Raw genomic sequence first — 15,832 nt, 5'->3', positions numbered from 1 at the left:
CCGCTATGGCCACCACCCGGCTGTTTCGCAATGGTCACTCCCAGGCCGTGCGTATCCCTGCAGAGCTGGCCTACGGGCGCAGTGATCTGGAGCTGGAGATCGAGAGGGTGGGCGATGAGCTTCGGATCCGGCCAGCCGGGCGTCCCATTCGCGGCGCCTTGGCCGCTCTCTCCCGGTTTTCAGCCGATTTCATGGCCGATGGCCGCGGCGATCAGGAGCAGGCCGATCGGGAGGCCCTGTGACCATTCGGCCCCTCTATCTGCTCGACACCAACATTTGTATCTATCTGATGAAGGATCAGCCGCCCCAGGTGGCTGATCGCTTCGCTGCCTGCCGGGTGGGGGAGGTGGTGATCTCGGCGATAACCGCAGCGGAGCTGGAGTTCGGCGTGGTGGCCTCCGGCGCGGAGGTGGATCGCAACCGCCAGGCCCTGGAACAGTTTCTGCTGGAGGTGCCGGTGCTGCCCTTCGATCGCCTGGCGGCCCGCGCCTACGGCCCTGTGCGCTGGGCGACGCGGCTACGCCGCCGCGATGCTCTCGACAAGCTGATCGCTGCCCATGCGCTTGCGCTGGAGGTGGTGCTGGTCACCAACAATCCCTCGGATTTCCAGGCCTACCCAGATCTGGCGATTGAAAACTGGGTGGACAGCTGATCAACCACATCCAGCAGCCACCAGAGCTACACGTGGGTATCGAGGAGCACCCTCACTGCAGGGCTGAGAAGACCTGAGCATCCAGCACCGAGTTCCCGGGTTCAGCATCGAACCAACCTGAGCTACGCAGGGCTATCAAGGGGGGTGATCCGCTGGCGGCACGCCGATGCGGCTGATTTGCACCTCTTCTCCCCCGGCTTCCACTTGCCGGATCAGCTCCAGACAGTGGGCGCGGAACTGGGTGACCGAAATGGCCATCAAATCAGCTTGATGGCCTTTTTGTGCCGTCACCAAGCGGCCGGCCTTGCACCAGCATGTGGGCGTGTTGCCTGACGCATCGCGCTGACCCCAGACCTCCTTCCGCCGGCGTGGCTGCCGCAGCTGCTTGAGGCGTTGCGCTCCCCCTGGGGGGCGCTGGCCTTCATCCCCCTCTATGCCCTTTGGGTGACCTTGCTGCTGCCGGGGGTGTGGGCCTCGATGCTGGCCGGAGCCCTGTACGGACCCTGGTGGGGCAGCCTGATTGTGTTTGTGGGGGCTTGCCTCGGGGCGGAGGCGGCCTTCCTGCTCGGCCGCACCTGGCTGCGCGACTGGGCCCGGCGGCGCCTGGCGGCGGTGCCCAAGCTGCAGGCGATTGAGCAAGCCGTGAGCCGGGAGGGTCTGAAGTTGGTGCTGCTCACCCGGCTTTCACCGGCATTTCCCTTCTCCCTGCTCAACTTCGCCTATGGGCTGAGCGAGGTGAGCTGGCGCGATTACTCGATCGGCCTGATCGCGATCCTGCCGGGCACGGTCCTGTTCTGCGGTCTGGGGGCCCTCGCCGGTGATGTGGCCCGATTCGGTGAGGTGCTCTCGGGCCAGGCCGATGCCGGCACCTGGACCCTGCGGGTTGTGGGGGTGCTGGCCACCCTGGCCTCGGTGTGGCTGGTGGGCCGGGCGGCGCAGCGGGCGCTTCAGGGGGGCGATCCACCCGCCTGATCCGGATCAGCCAGCCGCCAGTCGCGTAGGGCCGCAATCAACACAAACCAGGCCAGACGCAGCCGTGCCAGTACCCCATCGCGGGCGGCCAGCTCTGTGAACTTGGCGCGGCCACATTCGGTTTTGATCCAGCGGTGGATAGCGGAAGTGGCCATGGCAGCCAGCCTAGGAATGGCACCCGCACGCGGCCGGGGGTGGGGCTCAACCTCAGGCTGCGGCTGGCTCTGCCAGTAGGGCCAGCAGCCCCGCCTCATCCAGCACCGTCACCCCCAGGCTCTCGGCCTTGCTGAGCTTGCTGCCGGCCTCTTCGCCGGCCACCACGTAGCTGGTTTTCTTGCTCACCGAGCTGCTCACCTTGCCGCCGGCGGCTTCGATCAGGGCCTGGGCGGCGCTGCGGGTGAGGGTGGGCAGGGTGCCTGTGAGCACGAGGGTCTGCCCCGCCAGGGGCATGGGACCTGTCGTCCCGCTCGCTTCGGCGTCGAGCGGGGAGGCCAGGGAGAAGCCCTGCTGTTCCAGCTGTTCCAGCAGCGCCTGGTTAGCGGGGGTGGTGAACCACTGCTGCACGCTTTGGGCGATCTCGCCACCGATACCAAACACGGCCGTGATCAGGTCCGGTGAGCCGGGGTCAGCACTGGTGGCGGCGGCCAGCTCTGCGGCGCTGGGGAAGGCCTGGGCCAGGGCCTTGGCATTCACGTCGCCCACGTGGTGAATGCCCAGCCCATAGAGCTGGCGGTGCCAGGGCTGGGCCTTGGAGGCCGCCAGCGCTGCCACAAGGTTTTCGGCCGATTTGGCCCCCATGCGATCGAGGCTGGCCAGCAGCGCCGCATCGAGCCCGTAGAGATCGGCGATCGAGCGCACCAGGCCCCGATCCACCAGCTGCTCGATCAGCTTGCCCCCGAGGCCATCCACATCCAGGGCCCCCTTGCTCACCCAGTGGCGCAGGGCGCCGCGCAGGATCGCCGGGCAGCTGCTGTTCACGCAGCGGGTGGCGGCCTCTCCCTCCTCGCGCACCAGCTCTGCGCCGCATTCGGGGCACACGTGAGGCAGCTCCAGCCGCACGGCCCCTGCCGGCCGCAATTCGCTCAGCACCCGCACCACCTCGGGGATGATTTCGCCGGCCTTGCGCACCACGATCGTGTCGCCGGCATGCAGATCCAGCTCCGCCAGCCGGTCGGCGTTGTGCAGCGTGGCGCGGCTCACCGTGGTGCCGGCCAGCGGCACGGGTTCGAATTCGGCCACGGGGGTCACCACGCCGGTGCGGCCCACTTGGCAGGCCAGCCGTACCAATGTGCTGGGGGCCTCCTCGGCTGGGTATTTGAGCGCGATGGCCCAGCGGGGGGCCTTCTGGGTGAAGCCGGCTGCGTCCTGCAGGCGCAGGTCGTTGAGCTTCACCACCACGCCATCGGTGGCGTAGGGAAGCGCCTTGCGGCCCTCCTCCCACTGGGCGAAGAACCCCTCCACCGCCGCCAGATCGGGCAGCAGCGCCGCGTTGGGGTTCACCTTGAAGCCGGCAGCCTGCAGCCACCGCAGTGCCTCCCATTGGCTGGTGGGCCGCGGCGGATCACCGGGTCCGGGCCGCCAGTCGTCCGGCAGGTGCAGGGTGTAGGCGAAGAAATCCAGCCGCCGGGCGGACACCACCCGCGGATCGAGCTGGCGCAGGGTGCCGGCGCAGGCGTTGCGGGGGTTGGCAAACAGCGCTTCACCCCGCTGGGCCCGCTCGGCGTTGATGGCCGCGAAGGTGCCATCGGGGATCAGGGCCTCGCCGCGCACCTCCACCCAGGCTGGTGGGTGGTTCAGCTGCAGGCGGAGGGGCACGCTCTGGATCGTGCGCACGTTGGCAGTGATCTCCTCGCCCCGCTCGCCATCGCCCCGGGTGGCGGCTCGCACCAGCAGGCCCTGCGCATAGCTCAGCGCCAGGGCGTTGCCGTCGATCTTCAGCTCGCCAACCATGGCGAGATCGCCTGTGCGGTCGAGCACCTTCAGCAGCCGGCCATACCAGGCCTCCAGCTCGTCGAGTGAAAAGGCGTTGTCGAGGCTGAGCAGGCCAATGCGGTGGGCCACGCTGGTGAAGCCTTCCGCTGGGGCACCGCCCACCCGCTGGGTGGGGCTATCGGGGCTGATCAGCGCCGGCTGGGCCTGCTCAAGCTCCAGCAGCTCGCGGTAGAGCCGGTCGTAGACCGGATCCTCCATCTCGGGAGCATCCAGCACGTAGTAGGCGTGGGCGGCCCGGGTGAGCAGTCGCCGCAACTCCTCCGCCCGGGCCTGGTCAGACGTCACAGCGAGGGGCTCAGGCAGCAGCGAGCTTGGTGATGCGATCGACGCGCCACTGCTCCTCCACCTTCACGAAGGTGAAATCGAGCGGTAGTTCGTCGTTGCCGTCGCTCTTGAGCTTCACGGTGAGGATCAGCTGGCCATCGTCGAGCCGGGGCCGGCCGGATTTGAGGTTGCGGTATTTGTTGAGCTGCAGCCCTGCCAGGAAGCGGATGAACTGTTGCCGGTTCACATGGGAGCGGTAGTTCTTGGTGGTGAGCAGGTAGGCGCCATCGATCTGGCCGCTGGCCACCTGGGTGAAGAACTGCTTGATCAGGGGGTTGATGCCGCGGGCGCTGAGCACCAGCTTCACCGCCGTGACCGTCCAGTAGAGGAGCAGGGTCCCGGCCCCAGCCAGCAGGGCCTTGGTGCCGATGTCGCGGGTGAGACCCCAGTCCATCTCGAAATAAATTGCGTTGACTGGGCCAGAGTCTGACTGACTGCCAAGCCGGCATGCCCCTTGAGCCCCTGCTGCCGCTGTTTCACCGTCTGGATCGGGAGCACTTCGACGGTTCGCTGGCGCCCGCTGGCCAGCGGCTGGTGGAGCTCCGCTGGAGCGACGGCCGCATGCGCCGCACGGCCGGGATGTATCGCTTCGGTCGGCATGCCGATGGACGGCGCCTCTGCGAGATCGTGCTGTCGCGGCCCCTGCTCGACCCCCTGCCCCGTGCGGCCACCCTCAGCACCCTCTGCCACGAAATGATTCACGTTTGGGTGGATCGGGTGGTGGGCGCCCAGGAGGTGCACGGCCCCCAGTTCAGGGCCCGGATGGCCGCCATCAATGCGGCCCAGAGCGAGTTTCAGGTGAGCATCCGCCACCGCTATCCCCTGCCTGCCAGCACCACGCCGCCCCGCTGGTTGGCCTGCTGTCCCACCTGCGGCGTGCAAGCGCCCTACCGACGCCGGGTGAAGGGCCTGGCCTGCCGCTTGTGCTGCGAGCGGCTCCATGGCGGGCGCTGGCATGCCAGCTGCCTCTTGCACTTTGAGCAAGCGGCCTAGGGTCACGCCAGCTCGGCATCGCCATGGGCGTGTTCCTCTGGACCCTGGAATTTGGCGGGCTCACCATCGCCCTGGTTGGCCTGGGTCGCGAGCGCTGGTTGGCGGGCCGGCGCCGCTAGCTGGATCCCTAACCTGGACCCATGCCTGAGTTTTGGTCTGATCCGGTTGAGCAGCGTTTGGATCGGCTGGTGAGTGCGGGCCGGCAGCTGGTGGATGGGGTGTCCGGCGCCCGGCCCGGCTCCCGCTCGGGTGCGCGCTCGGCGACCCGCGGCGATGGGCGCCGTGCCCGGCTGGATGGTTTGGGTCGCTGGGTGGAAAACAAGCTCGATTGGATCCTCGAAGACGACGACGACTGGCGTGAGCCCTGGCAGGAGGCGAGGCCGGAACCCAGCGCACCTGTGCCCGCGCGTCGCCGCCCCCTCGATGCCATCTCCCGCCGCACCACGGCCGCCCAGCCAGCTGATCCCGCCGAGTGGCCCGACGACGAAACCTTCACGGTGCCCCGATGGCAGCGGCAAGCCTCCAGCGGCCGATCGGCATCCAGTGCCTCGCCCTCTGACGGCGGCCCTGCTGCCGGAGATGGCCCAACCCCTGGCCGTGCTCTGCCCCGCTCCACCCGGCGCCGCTGAACCGGCTGCCGTTCTGGCTGCCGGGCCGGGTCAGGTTTCCTCACTAGCCTTGCTTCAGATGCAGGGGATTGGATGGGCAGCCTTGTGGTGGTTGGGTTTCCCAAGGCCGAGGAGGCCGAGCAGGTGCGTCGGGAGCTGGTGGACATCCAGCGCGAGCAGCTGATCGCCCTCGAGGATGCGGTGGTGGTGGAGCACGACAGCGAGGGCCAGGTGCACCTGCGTCAGGCCATCAACATGACGGCGGCCGGTGCCCTGGGCGGCGGCTTCTGGGGCACTTTGGTGGGGCTGCTGTTCCTCAATCCGCTGCTGGGTGCTGCGGTGGGTGCGGGGGTGGGGGCGGCGTCGGGCTCCCTCTCCGACATCGGCATCAACGATGGCTTCATGCGGGAGTTGGGTGAGACCCTGCCCCGCGGCAGTGCGGCCCTGTGTTTGTTGGTGCGCGAAGCGACGCCGGATCGGGTGATCGAGCGCCTGCGCGCCCATGCTCCCCACGCCAAGCTGCTGCGCACCAACCTCAGCCACACCGACGAGGATCAGCTGCGCGATCTGCTGGAGCGGGCCCGCCTGCAGGCCGAGGCCCTGCGCTTGGGTTGAGCGTGTCGGCTGGGAGTGCGGGCTCCCACCTGAAAGCTGCAGCCCCGTTGCTGCAGTTCCAGGTTCACCGGCTGCACCAGCTCCTGGGGTAGGTCGCTCGCCATTTCTTCGGCGGAGGTGCTGATCGCTGGTGAGCCCTGCACCAGGGCCACCAGCAGGTCGGCCCACTGGCCCACCAAATGGTGCTCGGCCATGGGGCGTAGACCCTGCTGCTGCAGCAGGGGGCAGCAGCCCTGCGCATTCCAAACGGCGCTGGGGTTGGGGGACTGGGGATGGTGTTGGTAGGCCAGGCCTTGGCGCAGGGCGCTGGGGCTGGGGGCGCCGTTGCCCTGACGCAGGCCGGCCTCGCTGAGTAGCCGGCCGCAGTGCACGGCGGAAATGCCATAGATCCGGCCGAGGTCGGTCAGGCTCAACCAGTGGGCCTGCGCCGGGTTGGCAGCGGGCGGCGTGGGGGTGGTCATGGCCCGGTCTCCCGGCGCAAGTGGCCCAATGCTGGGCAGAGCATGACCGGCGTCAATCCGTCAAGCCCTTATTGCTGCAAGCCGTTACCAAGTTTGCAAACTGTTATGGCGTTCTGGTGCGGTTTGCAACGGGCCCCAGCCAGTGTTCCAGCTCTGGCGAGAACACCTCCCGGATCACGGTGAGTTCTTTCCCACCGCGGAAGAAGCGATAGTGGCGGCTCCAGAACGGCCCCGCCCGGCCGAAGCGCTCCTCCAGCCAGGGGGCGTCCACCTGGGCCAGCCCATCCACCTCCCGAAACAGTTCGGCCCGGTGGCTGGTGAGGCTGCGCCAGATCGGCTGCTCCCGCTCTTGCAGGTAGTCATCCGCCTGTTGTTGATTCCACCAGCTCTCAGCCCAGGCCAGGGTTCGGCTACCGCAGCGCAACCACACCTGACGCCGCAGCAGCGGCCCATCCAGTTCGGCGATCTCTGGAGGTGGCGGGGAGCTGGTGGGCAGCTGGGCGCCATCCGGATCCGGGGCCGCCGGCTCCGGCGCCATGGCAATCAACTCGATCTCCACCGGCTCGCCCGTGAGCGACTCCAGGTGTCGGGTGGGGCTGCCATCCCCCAACAAGAGCAGTCGCCACGGACCGCTCAGGCGTTGATCACCTGCGGCCGTGCTGCCATCGCTGAGGTTCAGCTGCCAGCGGGGATGGGGGGAAGGCAGAAGCCCCGCGTTGCCGCGACTGGTTTCCATTGGCTGATTCTGGCGGCGGGAGCCGGTCCGCTGTGCTGGCCCGGGTAGCGTTGGCACCCCTGGGTGCTGGCGGTGCTGGCGGATGTTGTCGTCACCAACCTGCACCGGCGCTTCACGGGCGTCTCAGCCACCGTGCAGGCGCTGGTGCCGTGGCAGCGGCATCAGCAGGAGCTGGTGGTGTGGGACTGGGGTCAGCTGGGCTTGGGGGGTGAGATCGGGTTCTGGTCGTTGCTGCGCTGGGGCTGGAGCCGGCCCCGTCTGGGTCGCTGGCGCATTTGGCACGCTCGCCGTGACATTGAAATTCTGATCGGCCTGCTGCTCCGTTCGCTGCTGCGGCAGCCCTGGCGAGTGGTGTTCACCTCGGCGGCACCGAAGCGCCCGGGTTGGTGGCTGCGCCAGCTGATCCGGCGTTGCGATGCGGTGATCGCCACTTCTCCGCGCTCGGCTGCGTTTCTGGAGCGTTGCGATGCGGTGATCTTTCACGGTGTGGACTGCGAGCAGTTCCATCCCGCCGCCGATCGGCAGGGCTTGTTGGCGGAAGTGGGCCTGGCGGATCAGCAGGTGATCGGTAGTTTCGGCCGCATCAGGCCCAGCAAGGGAACCGATCTGTTTGTTGATGCTTTGTTGACGGTGTTGCCCCGTTTCCCGGATTGGACTGCCGTCATCACAGGGCTTTGTCAGCAACATGATCTGCCTTATCTGGAGGCGATGCAGCAGCGGATTGCGGCTGCCGGCCTGCAGCAGCGCATTCATTTTGTGGGGGATCTTGAATCCGCCGATATTCGTCGCTGGTATCAGCGGTCCAGGATTTGCGTGGCGGCATCACGCCGTGAGGGTTTTGGCCTCACTCCGCTGGAAGCCATGGCGACCGGCTGTGTGCCGGTCACATCCGAGGCGGGAGCTTGGCCGTGGATTATTCAGCCGAATTTCGGAGCGATGTTTCAAACTGGATCGGCAAGCAGCCTTGCGAGCCAGCTTTCACAATTGCTAACAGACATGCAAAAATTGGATCGTCTAGCATCGGCATCTCGAGAAGTTGCTTGCCAGCACTATTCGGTTCAGCGAGAAGCAAGTCGGGTCAATCAAATATATTTTCAGCTCGCTACTAATTCCCTCTGAGTAACCTCTAAGCACTCGGCACTTCCAGGATGACTGCCCAACCTTCTATCAGCCTGATTATTTCAACCTACAACTCTGCTTCCTGGCTTGCCAAGGTTCTGGAAAGCGTCTTCGCTCAGTCTTGTGCAGACTTTGAGGTTGTTATTGCTGATGATGGCTCTAGGCCTGATACAGCAGAATTGTTGCAGGCCTATGCAGCACGAAGTCCCGTGCGGATCGTGCATGTTTGGCAACAAGATCAAGGATTTCAGAAGTGTCGAATCTTAAATAAGGCTATCGCGGTTTCGAAAGGCAACAGGTTGCTGTTTACAGATGGCGATTGTGTACTGCCGCCAGGCTTTGTTGCCTCTCACAAAGAGATGGCAAGACCAGGTCATTTTTTGACTGGTGCTTATTTCAAGTTGCCTGCAAGTCTGTCTGATCTTGTGACCGCCGAGGATATTCAGAATGCCGATGTATTTGGGATTTCATGGCTGTTGTCCCATGGGTTGACGCCGAGTACAAAATTGTTGAAACTAATTCTGCCTCGTCCGCTCACTAGGATTGCCAATCATCTGACGCCGACGAAGAAAACCTGGAACGGGCACAACTCTTCCTGTTTGCGCAGTGAGGCGATGATGGTGAATGGCTTCAATGAAGACATTCAGTATGGAGGACAGGATGTGGAATTTGGAACGCGCCTGAATCATGCTGGAATTCGTGGGCGTCATCTTCGCTTTTCGAGCATTCCATTACATTTATATCATGACCATTCTTATGTGACGCCGGGCATGCGAGAACGCAGTATGAATCAGCGGTTGGAAACGATCCGGCAGCGACGTGTTCGAGCTTTACGCGGACTTGATCAATGGCTGAATTCTGATGGCATCGTGCATCTTGATCCTTCAGATCGTTGTCAAGTGCTAAAGTGATATGGCTAAGGTCAAATCCTTCTGAAGTTGCTGCCTAAACTTCTCGACTAGGGCTTCTTTCTCAGCAATAAGATCTTTGGTTTCTTTTTTAATCAACTGATGTAGCGAAGATAATGCAGGTGTCTGCTGATTATTTGGAATTATTCCTGTGATTGCTTCCAGGTCGATCAATGGCTTTTGATGAGTCATGGCCAGTCCTATGGCGCCTGTTGTCTGCCCGCAATCTGAATAGTGCTTTAGTTTGAGATCAAGTAGGCAAGCTGAGCTTACGATCGCGTCAGCGAGGGCTCGATCTGAAACCTTTGAGTACCGTGTCATAGAAAGATCGAGGCATCCATCGAGCCAAAGTGGCAGAAGGCTTGGATACTTTACAAAGAATAGCCACTTGGGAGGTAATCCGCAGAGTCGCAATATCTTTTCGCGCCATGATTCAAGCTTGATCCGGCCGATAATTCGAATGATAATCCCCTGAGAACGCAGCCATTTCCGATTTGTATGCAAAGTAGCTAAGCTTGCATAGTGACGACGTTTTGAGCTGATTTCGCCAGCAACGACCATGCTGGTGCCTGCTGAGGAAGCCACTCCAGCGTCGTTGCTGGATGAATCGAGTAGCCCAATGGTAGGCATGATTAGCTCACTGCGAAATCGATTGGGAAACAGTTGCTTGCAGAAATTTGCTGTTTCCCTGCTTAGATAAATGGTTGACACTCTTTTGCATTCATCGGGATCAAGGCTTCCAACGAGTTGAGCAGCATCATCTTGTGGTTTGTGAATTACAATGTATATCAACTTGTTTTGTTTCAGGGCCCTTTTTACTATTGAAATCATTTCCTCGTGGCGTGAATAAGTATTGTTTGCTTGTCGCCTGGTCGAAGATGAAGGCGATGGAGGAACGGTTCCAATAAAGACAGCATCGGCCTTCATTATGGATGTAACTATTTCTTTTGCGTTGTGAGAAATGATGAGGCTCAGTTCTGTCTTGTTGAGGCGCGCTATCTCTTTCAATTGTTCAAAGCTATCGGCAGCAAATCTGCCGATAGCTTTTTGAATTCCTGTTGACGGAGAAATGACCAGGGTATTTATATTGAGCTCTATAGTGTGCTTGCAGAATGCGGCGAGAACTTCATGGTGAAAGGTCATGAACTCAATTGCAGCGACCGTTGGCGGAAGCATGAACTGATGAGCTGAATCACTTGAGTTCATTTTATGGAGCCTGCGCTGACTGGGTTCATTGTTCATTGAGCGATGCTCAAGCTCCAGCCTCACAATATCACTACTGTTGGTGATCGAGCAAAGAGCGTGTTTAGCTAGCCATCAACTTCGAGCAAAAAATGATGCTTAAGTGCTAGGGGCTGAGATCTTAGTCGCCCAATATAGCGATACAGCTGCGTTCTTAACTTGTGCAATGGCCTCATAATGAGGCCTAGTAATCGATATGCAACCATATGTCTGCTGATTGATCGGGCAATCTCGATGTTGATGGTGCTTGTTTGGCGCTGCAAGTTTGTGAAAGCCGAATGTTTTTGGGACTGTTTGGCCAAGCAAAGTGCTGACACTACTTCCGCTGCTGTTTGCACGATGTTGTGCTGGATGTCTGTTTCATAGGTCAATAGGTGTTCGTAATCAAGTGCCAGGCTAGGGGCCAGTGCTTGTTGATCTTGGATCTTTAATTTGTGGTAGCAGTTTGCTGCACTTATGCAAAGACTCACTCGCTGCAGTTTTCCTAGGGAAGGCACGGCTGCCTGCTGGGTCGTTGACCATAAACGAGTTTGCTTGGCGATTGCGTAGGATGCTGCTTGCCGATACTTGTCGTGCCTGCATAGATAGTCTTTGTAAAGAGTAAGATCCGGGTTGACATCTTTGGCCTTTCTGATCAGGGCTTCTAGGTAGATGAGGTGAGATACGTGGCAATTTATGCCTAAGGCTCCATTGATTGCTCGCTGCCGCACAAGCGCGTCAAAGTATTTGCTTAGGACGATAACTTTTGTATTGGCAGTAGCTTTGTGATGGATTGACTTATGGATCGCCCCATAGCGAGATGCTAAGCAGGGCATGTATTGAAAAGGTTGAAGATATTCATGGATGACGAGGCCTGTTTGCCGGTATATCTCTGAGCACAGTGCGGTGCTGCCGCTTCTCGGTGTCGAAATTAGGACGTATAGTTTTTTAAGTTCCCCGCTGTGAGGCTGGGGATTGTCATATGCCGCCGAGGCGAAGTCATGATCTTGGATTGGAGTTGTCAGATCCGAGGGGACGGCTAAATAACGCATGGTTAGAGCTTCTTTTTGCATCAATATTTCGGCTGGATCACTTCGCTGTTAACCTGATCAGGAATGGTCGGTGGGTCCTGAGTTTGTCTAGCAAAAGCTTGTCCAGCAAAGAGCCATCTGGAAACAGATTGATTCGCGGGTCGCTTTCCCAAATCAAAGCTATTCAATCTTACCTGGGACCTCTTGGAGGGGCATCGTCCCCTGCGCTCGATGCCCTGTTGTTTTTGGGTCTTATCGGTATCTACTATCCCGGATGGGGTCGTGTGATGGCTTGGATGGCCTGTGCCGCTGCCCTTCTTCGCTATTCAGAACTAAGTATTAATACCGTCTTGGTTCGGAATGTTGGGATCCTCCTTGCCTGCTTGCTGTTTGCTTCAGCGCTGTCGGCTAATCGACTTCTGTCTGCCTCGGCCGTTGTGGATATAGCTCTTGGTTTTTGTATGTTTTTGCCAGGCATGCTGTTTGGTCGGCAATTGCTGGTGAGGCCGTTTCAGGCAGTTCCTCTTTTGCTTGCCTGCCTATTCGCCGTCATTCATCTTGCATTTCCTGTATCATATCTTGGCCGTATCAGCTATGGATTTTTTGATAATCCAAATATTAATGGAAGGGGTTTAACATATGCCGCTATCTTGCTTGGCATCTTGATTTGTTCGTTTGCGCGATTTCCTTTGCAATCACGGATATCTCGCCTGCAGCGCTTCCTGCGAATTTCCTTATTTGCTATTTCCTTTGGCGGGGTTGCTTCATTGTTGATCGTGACAAACTACCGCGCTGGCTGGCTGGCAATCGGCTCCTTTCTCCTCGTTTCTTACCTCGTGCTAGGCCGAGCGATGCTTGCGCAGAAAATTATTTTCGCTAGTGCACTCTGTGGTGCAGTGACCGGCTTGGTCTTGTTTGTTGATGTTAAGGGTTTTGGTTATGGGAGTGTTGGGGAGCGCGTGCTGATGTGGACGTGCTCTGCTGAAAGCTGGATAAAAAGTTATTTTTGGTTCGGAGCCGGGTTTGATTCTTTTAAGAGCCTGCAGCTCTCCTGTTTGCCCGAAAGTGCTTTAGGTCTCCATTCTTTTCCGCATAATGTACTGATTGAGCTCTTGCTCTCGGGTGGGATTGTTGGGTCTGTCTGTGTTTTTATTTTTGTTGTCGTTCAGTTCTCGGCTTTAAGGCGTGAGGGCTGTCTTAAAAGCCCAGTAGCTGTGGCGGCACTTTGTGCGATTTTGGGTTTATTGGTTTCAAGTCAGTTCGGCATGAAATTTGCAAGTTTCACGTATGTGGGCTCAATCTCTGCATTGTTTGGTATCGCCTACTCCCAGCGTCTTGCTTCCAAGGCAGTTGGAGCCCAAGATTCAGTGGTGCGCTGTTGACCATCTTCTATCTGGCTTGGTTCTGTGCTGATTGGCTTTTGCCGGCGCTCTAAAAGCCACTGCTGATGCTCACCCTCCGCTGTTCCCCGCCCTTTTCGATCACAGCGCTGTCGCCACTGGCGGAGCGCAGGCGCCAGCCGCTGCTGCCGATACTCTCGCCCACGGCGGCGCTGGTGGAGCTGCTGCCGAGCTGGAAGATGGCTGATCCGCTCTGGCCGGGTACCTGCACCACTCCCACCAATTGGGGTGCACCGCCCCCGCTGCTGGCGGAGCTCGTGGCGGCTGGAGCGGGGCTGGTGATGCGGCTGTGTACCGGCACCTGGAGTACCTCGGCTGCAGGTGCGCTGCTCGCCGGCAGGGTGGCCAGTTCTTCCATCCAGGGTTCGCTGCCTCCCGGCGGCGGTGGCGGCAGGTCCCCATCCTGGGCGGACTGTTTCGGGGCTGCTGCCTGGGCAGCTTCGTCCGTTGCAGCCTGGCTGCCAGGCCCCATGGCGCGCAGCCGCTCGATCAAGAGCATGTTGCGCTCCTGGCGGATCGCTTGCTGGCTTTGGTTCCAGGCCCCCACCACAACCAGGGCCATGCCGGCCACCACCATCACCGTGATACTGGCTCCGGCCAGCAACAAACTCGGCTTGCGGCCCAGCTGGTCGATCCAACCTTGGGGTCGAGGGTTTGCTTGCGGGGCTGGGGCTGGCTTCGGTGGGGTCGTCAGATCCCCAGGCTCGATGGGGATGTCGGGGGCGTCGCAGACCTCCACGTCAATCGGTTGTCCCGGCTCAAACACCCGGTTGAGCATCTGCTCGGCCTTGAGCTCCCAGTAGGCCCGGGAGGTGGGGATACCGCGTACCGGACTCACCTGCTGCCGCTGCTTACGTGGAGGCGTTCAACGTACCGAGGCTTTTGGAGCTTGACGAGTCTTGGCGCTTGCGGATCTCCAGCCACAGCATCAGGGCGGTGATATCGGCCGGGCTAACGCCCGGCACCCGTGAGGCCTGGCCCAGGCTGCTCGGCTGGACGGCCGTGAGCTTCTCGCGGGCTTCCTTGGAGAGGGTACCGATGGCGGCGTAATCGACGCCGGCGGGGATCGGCCGGTGCGCCTGCTTTTTCACCTGGTCGATCTGCTGCTGCTGGCGGGCCAGGTAGCCGCTGTATTTGATGTCGATCTCGGCGCCTTCGCGCACATCGGCGGGCAGCGCGGCATCGGCCAGGCCGTGGCGCACCAGATCGCTGCTGTGGAAGCCAGGGCGGCGGAGCAGCTCTGCCAGGGTGATCGAGCCCTTGATGGTGGCGCCGGTTTCGGCCACCACGGCGGCGGCGGCTGGATCGCTGGCCTTGAGGCGCACGGTGTCGAGGCGGCGTTGCTCGGCGGTGATCGCCTCCTGCTTGGCGGTGTAGATCCCCCAGCGACGCGCATCGATCAGGCCCAGCTCCCGGCCCAGGGGGGTGAGGCGCCGGTCGGCGTTGTCGCCCCGCAGCACCAGCCGGTATTCGCTGCGGCTGGTGAGCACCCGGTAGGGCTCCCGCAGATCTTTGGTGATCAGGTCGTCAATCATGGTGCCGATGTAGCTGCCCTCCCGCGGGAAGTGCACCGCGCTCTGGCCGCGCACCTGCCGGGCCGCGTTGAGGCCCGCCACCAGCCCCTGGGCGGCGGCCTCCTCGTACCCGGTGGTGCCGTTGAGCTGGCCGGCGGCATAGAGCCCCGCCACCCGCTTGGTTTCCAGGCTGGCTTTGAGCTGGGTGGCGGGCAGGTAGTCGTAGTCGACGGCGTAGGCGGGCCGCAGCATCACGCACTGCTCCAGGCCCGGCAGGGTGCGCAGCAGCTCCAGCTGCAGCCGCTCCGGCAGGCCGGTGGAGAAGCCCTGCACGTAGATCTCGGGGGTGTCGCGGCCTTCGGGCTCCAGGAAGATCTGGTGACTTTCCTTGTCGGCGAAGCGCACGATCTTGTCTTCGATCGAGGGGCAGTAGCGGGGGCCCTTGCTGTCGATCACGCCGCCGTAGATCGGCGTGAGGTGCAGGTTGTCGCGGATCAGCTGGTGGGTGGCGGCGGTGGTGCGGGTGATGTGGCAGCTCATCGGCTCGCCGCTCACCCAGCTCGCGGGATCAAAGGAGAAGAAGCGATCGTGGGCATCGCTGGGCTGCTCTTCCAGTTGGTCGAGGGCGATGCTGCGCCGGTCCACCCGGGCGGGGGTGCCGGTCTTGAGGCGGCCCATCTGGAAGCCCAGGGCCTCGAGGGCTTCGGTGAGCCCCTCGGCCGGCTGTTCGCCGGCCCGGCCGGCGGGCATCGACTGGTGCCCCACCCAGATCTGGCCCCCCAGGAAGGTGCCGGTGGTGAGAATCACGGCCGGCGCGGCATAGACGCTGCCGAAGTAGGTGCGCACGCCACACACGTGGGCGTCCTCCACTTCCAGCCCCGTCACCATCGCCTCGCGCAGGGCCAGATTTGGGGTGTGCTGCAGCAGCTGCAGCATCTGGCGGGCGTACTGGCGCTTGTCGGTTTGGGCGCGCAGGGCCCACACGGCCGGGCCGCGGCTGGCGTTGAGCACCCGCTTCTGCAGGGCAGTGGCATCGGCGAGTCGGCCGATCACACCGCCGAGGGCATCCACCTCATGCACCAGCTGGCTCTTGGCCGGCCCGCCCACCGCAGGGTTGCAGGGCTGCCAGGCGATGCGATCGAGGTTCAGCGAAAACAGGGCCGTGTTCAGCCCCAGCCGCGCCGCGGTGAGGGCTGCTTCACAGCCGGCGTGGCCGCCGCCCACCACGATCACATCGAAGTGCTCAGTGGGTGTAGCGGTCATGGTCATGCCTTCTATTCAAACCC

Annotated in this window: 19 protein-coding genes; 9 read left to right on the top strand and 10 right to left on the bottom strand. The window is 61.9% G+C overall.

Translation table 11 applies throughout. From position 1 onward, the window contains the following. Nucleotides 1-5: 5 nt before the first annotated feature. Nucleotides 6-242 (top strand): type II toxin-antitoxin system VapB family antitoxin, encoded by a 237-nt coding sequence (gene vapB / locus KBY57_RS03130; protein ID WP_094561484.1) that lies wholly within the window; start codon nucleotides 6-8, stop codon nucleotides 240-242. After that, on the top strand, nucleotides 239-652 hold the full coding sequence (locus tag KBY57_RS03125) for a type II toxin-antitoxin system VapC family toxin (RefSeq protein ID WP_254994419.1): 414 nt from the start codon (nucleotides 239-241) through the stop codon (nucleotides 650-652). The genes vapB and KBY57_RS03125 overlap by 4 nt, the downstream gene beginning before the upstream one ends. A gap of 135 nt (nucleotides 653-787) precedes the next feature. Here KBY57_RS03125 and KBY57_RS03120 read toward each other — a convergent pair whose 3' ends face one another. Next, complete coding sequence (locus tag KBY57_RS03120) at nucleotides 788-910, bottom strand: type II toxin-antitoxin system Phd/YefM family antitoxin (protein ID WP_254994418.1); 123 nt, start codon at nucleotides 908-910, stop codon at nucleotides 788-790. A gap of 84 nt (nucleotides 911-994) precedes the next feature. Here KBY57_RS03120 and KBY57_RS03115 point away from each other — a divergent pair, with 84 nt between their 5' ends. Continuing rightward, complete coding sequence (locus KBY57_RS03115; protein WP_254994624.1) at nucleotides 995-1,624, top strand: TVP38/TMEM64 family protein; 630 nt, start codon at nucleotides 995-997, stop codon at nucleotides 1,622-1,624. Here KBY57_RS03115 and KBY57_RS03110 read toward each other — a convergent pair. The 3 genes from KBY57_RS03110 to KBY57_RS03100 are packed head-to-tail and all read right to left on the bottom strand — an operon-like array spanning nucleotide 1,600 to nucleotide 4,334. Beyond that, the gene (locus KBY57_RS03110; protein WP_254994417.1) at nucleotides 1,600-1,779 is read right to left on the bottom strand and encodes a hypothetical protein; all 180 of its coding nucleotides are present in this window, start codon (nucleotides 1,777-1,779) and stop codon (nucleotides 1,600-1,602) included. The two genes, KBY57_RS03115 and KBY57_RS03110, sit on opposite strands and share 25 nt — an antisense overlap. 52 nt (nucleotides 1,780-1,831) lie before the next feature. Beyond that, on the bottom strand, nucleotides 1,832-3,919 hold the full coding sequence (gene ligA / locus KBY57_RS03105) for an NAD-dependent DNA ligase LigA (RefSeq protein ID WP_261356628.1): 2,088 nt from the start codon (nucleotides 3,917-3,919) through the stop codon (nucleotides 1,832-1,834). Further along, nucleotides 3,912-4,334 carry a hypothetical protein gene (locus KBY57_RS03100; RefSeq protein ID WP_094561489.1) on the bottom strand — a complete coding sequence of 141 codons (423 nt, stop codon included), beginning with the start codon at nucleotides 4,332-4,334 and terminating at the stop codon, nucleotides 3,912-3,914. The genes ligA and KBY57_RS03100 overlap by 8 nt, the downstream gene beginning before the upstream one ends. 53 nt (nucleotides 4,335-4,387) lie before the next feature. On the opposite strand from KBY57_RS03100, the gene KBY57_RS03095 reads away from it, so the two are divergent. The 3 genes from KBY57_RS03095 (at nucleotide 4,388) to KBY57_RS03085 (ending at nucleotide 6,156) form a co-directional block, all read left to right on the top strand. Beyond that, on the top strand, nucleotides 4,388-4,933 hold the full coding sequence (locus tag KBY57_RS03095) for a SprT family zinc-dependent metalloprotease (protein ID WP_254994415.1): 546 nt from the start codon (nucleotides 4,388-4,390) through the stop codon (nucleotides 4,931-4,933). A gap of 140 nt (nucleotides 4,934-5,073) precedes the next feature. Beyond that, nucleotides 5,074-5,562 carry a hypothetical protein gene (locus KBY57_RS03090; protein WP_254994414.1) on the top strand — a complete coding sequence of 163 codons (489 nt, stop codon included), beginning with the start codon at nucleotides 5,074-5,076 and terminating at the stop codon, nucleotides 5,560-5,562. 72 nt (nucleotides 5,563-5,634) lie between these two features. Beyond that, nucleotides 5,635-6,156, top strand: a complete 522-nt coding sequence (locus KBY57_RS03085; protein ID WP_254994413.1) for a DUF1269 domain-containing protein — start codon at nucleotides 5,635-5,637, stop codon at nucleotides 6,154-6,156. Here KBY57_RS03085 and KBY57_RS03080 read toward each other — a convergent pair. After that, nucleotides 6,096-6,617, bottom strand: a complete 522-nt coding sequence (locus tag KBY57_RS03080) for a hypothetical protein (RefSeq protein WP_254994412.1) — start codon at nucleotides 6,615-6,617, stop codon at nucleotides 6,096-6,098. The two genes, KBY57_RS03085 and KBY57_RS03080, sit on opposite strands and share 61 nt — an antisense overlap. 103 nt (nucleotides 6,618-6,720) lie before the next feature. After that, nucleotides 6,721-7,353 (bottom strand): chorismate lyase, encoded by a 633-nt coding sequence (locus KBY57_RS03075; protein WP_254994411.1) that lies wholly within the window; start codon nucleotides 7,351-7,353, stop codon nucleotides 6,721-6,723. A gap of 201 nt (nucleotides 7,354-7,554) precedes the next feature. Here KBY57_RS03075 and KBY57_RS03070 point away from each other — a divergent pair, with 201 nt between their 5' ends. Together KBY57_RS03070 and KBY57_RS03065 are read left to right on the top strand one after the other, a co-directional pair. Continuing rightward, nucleotides 7,555-8,472 carry a glycosyltransferase family 4 protein gene (locus KBY57_RS03070; RefSeq protein WP_254994410.1) on the top strand — a complete coding sequence of 306 codons (918 nt, stop codon included), beginning with the start codon at nucleotides 7,555-7,557 and terminating at the stop codon, nucleotides 8,470-8,472. A 29-nt stretch (nucleotides 8,473-8,501) separates the two neighbouring features. Next, on the top strand, nucleotides 8,502-9,383 hold the full coding sequence (locus KBY57_RS03065) for a glycosyltransferase family 2 protein (protein WP_254994409.1): 882 nt from the start codon (nucleotides 8,502-8,504) through the stop codon (nucleotides 9,381-9,383). Here KBY57_RS03065 and KBY57_RS03060 read toward each other — a convergent pair. After that, nucleotides 9,375-10,622, bottom strand: a complete 1,248-nt coding sequence (locus tag KBY57_RS03060; protein ID WP_254994408.1) for a hypothetical protein — start codon at nucleotides 10,620-10,622, stop codon at nucleotides 9,375-9,377. The two genes, KBY57_RS03065 and KBY57_RS03060, sit on opposite strands and share 9 nt — an antisense overlap. Nucleotides 10,623-10,690: 68 nt before the next feature. Continuing rightward, on the bottom strand, nucleotides 10,691-11,674 hold the full coding sequence (locus KBY57_RS03055; RefSeq protein WP_254994407.1) for a Stf0 family sulfotransferase: 984 nt from the start codon (nucleotides 11,672-11,674) through the stop codon (nucleotides 10,691-10,693). A gap of 62 nt (nucleotides 11,675-11,736) precedes the next feature. Between KBY57_RS03055 and KBY57_RS03050 the strand changes: the two genes are divergently transcribed. Further along, nucleotides 11,737-13,014 carry an O-antigen ligase family protein gene (locus KBY57_RS03050; protein WP_254994406.1) on the top strand — a complete coding sequence of 426 codons (1,278 nt, stop codon included), beginning with the start codon at nucleotides 11,737-11,739 and terminating at the stop codon, nucleotides 13,012-13,014. A 49-nt stretch (nucleotides 13,015-13,063) separates the two neighbouring features. Here KBY57_RS03050 and KBY57_RS03045 read toward each other — a convergent pair whose 3' ends face one another. Together KBY57_RS03045 and mnmG are read right to left on the bottom strand one after the other, a co-directional pair. Further along, entirely contained in the window at nucleotides 13,064-13,870 is an 807-nt protein-coding gene (locus tag KBY57_RS03045; protein WP_254994405.1) for a hypothetical protein, read from the bottom strand. 13 nt (nucleotides 13,871-13,883) lie between these two features. After that, nucleotides 13,884-15,815, bottom strand: a complete 1,932-nt coding sequence (mnmG, locus tag KBY57_RS03040) for a tRNA uridine-5-carboxymethylaminomethyl(34) synthesis enzyme MnmG (RefSeq protein WP_254994404.1) — start codon at nucleotides 15,813-15,815, stop codon at nucleotides 13,884-13,886. Nucleotides 15,816-15,832: the final 17 nt, after the last annotated feature.

It is taken from the genome of Cyanobium sp. Aljojuca 7D2, from assembly GCF_024346415.1.
Classification (GTDB): Bacteria; Cyanobacteriota; Cyanobacteriia; order PCC-6307; family Cyanobiaceae; genus Cyanobium_A.
The sequence above is the reverse complement of the archived record's forward strand: the minus strand, read 5'-3'. Positions and strand labels throughout refer to the sequence as shown.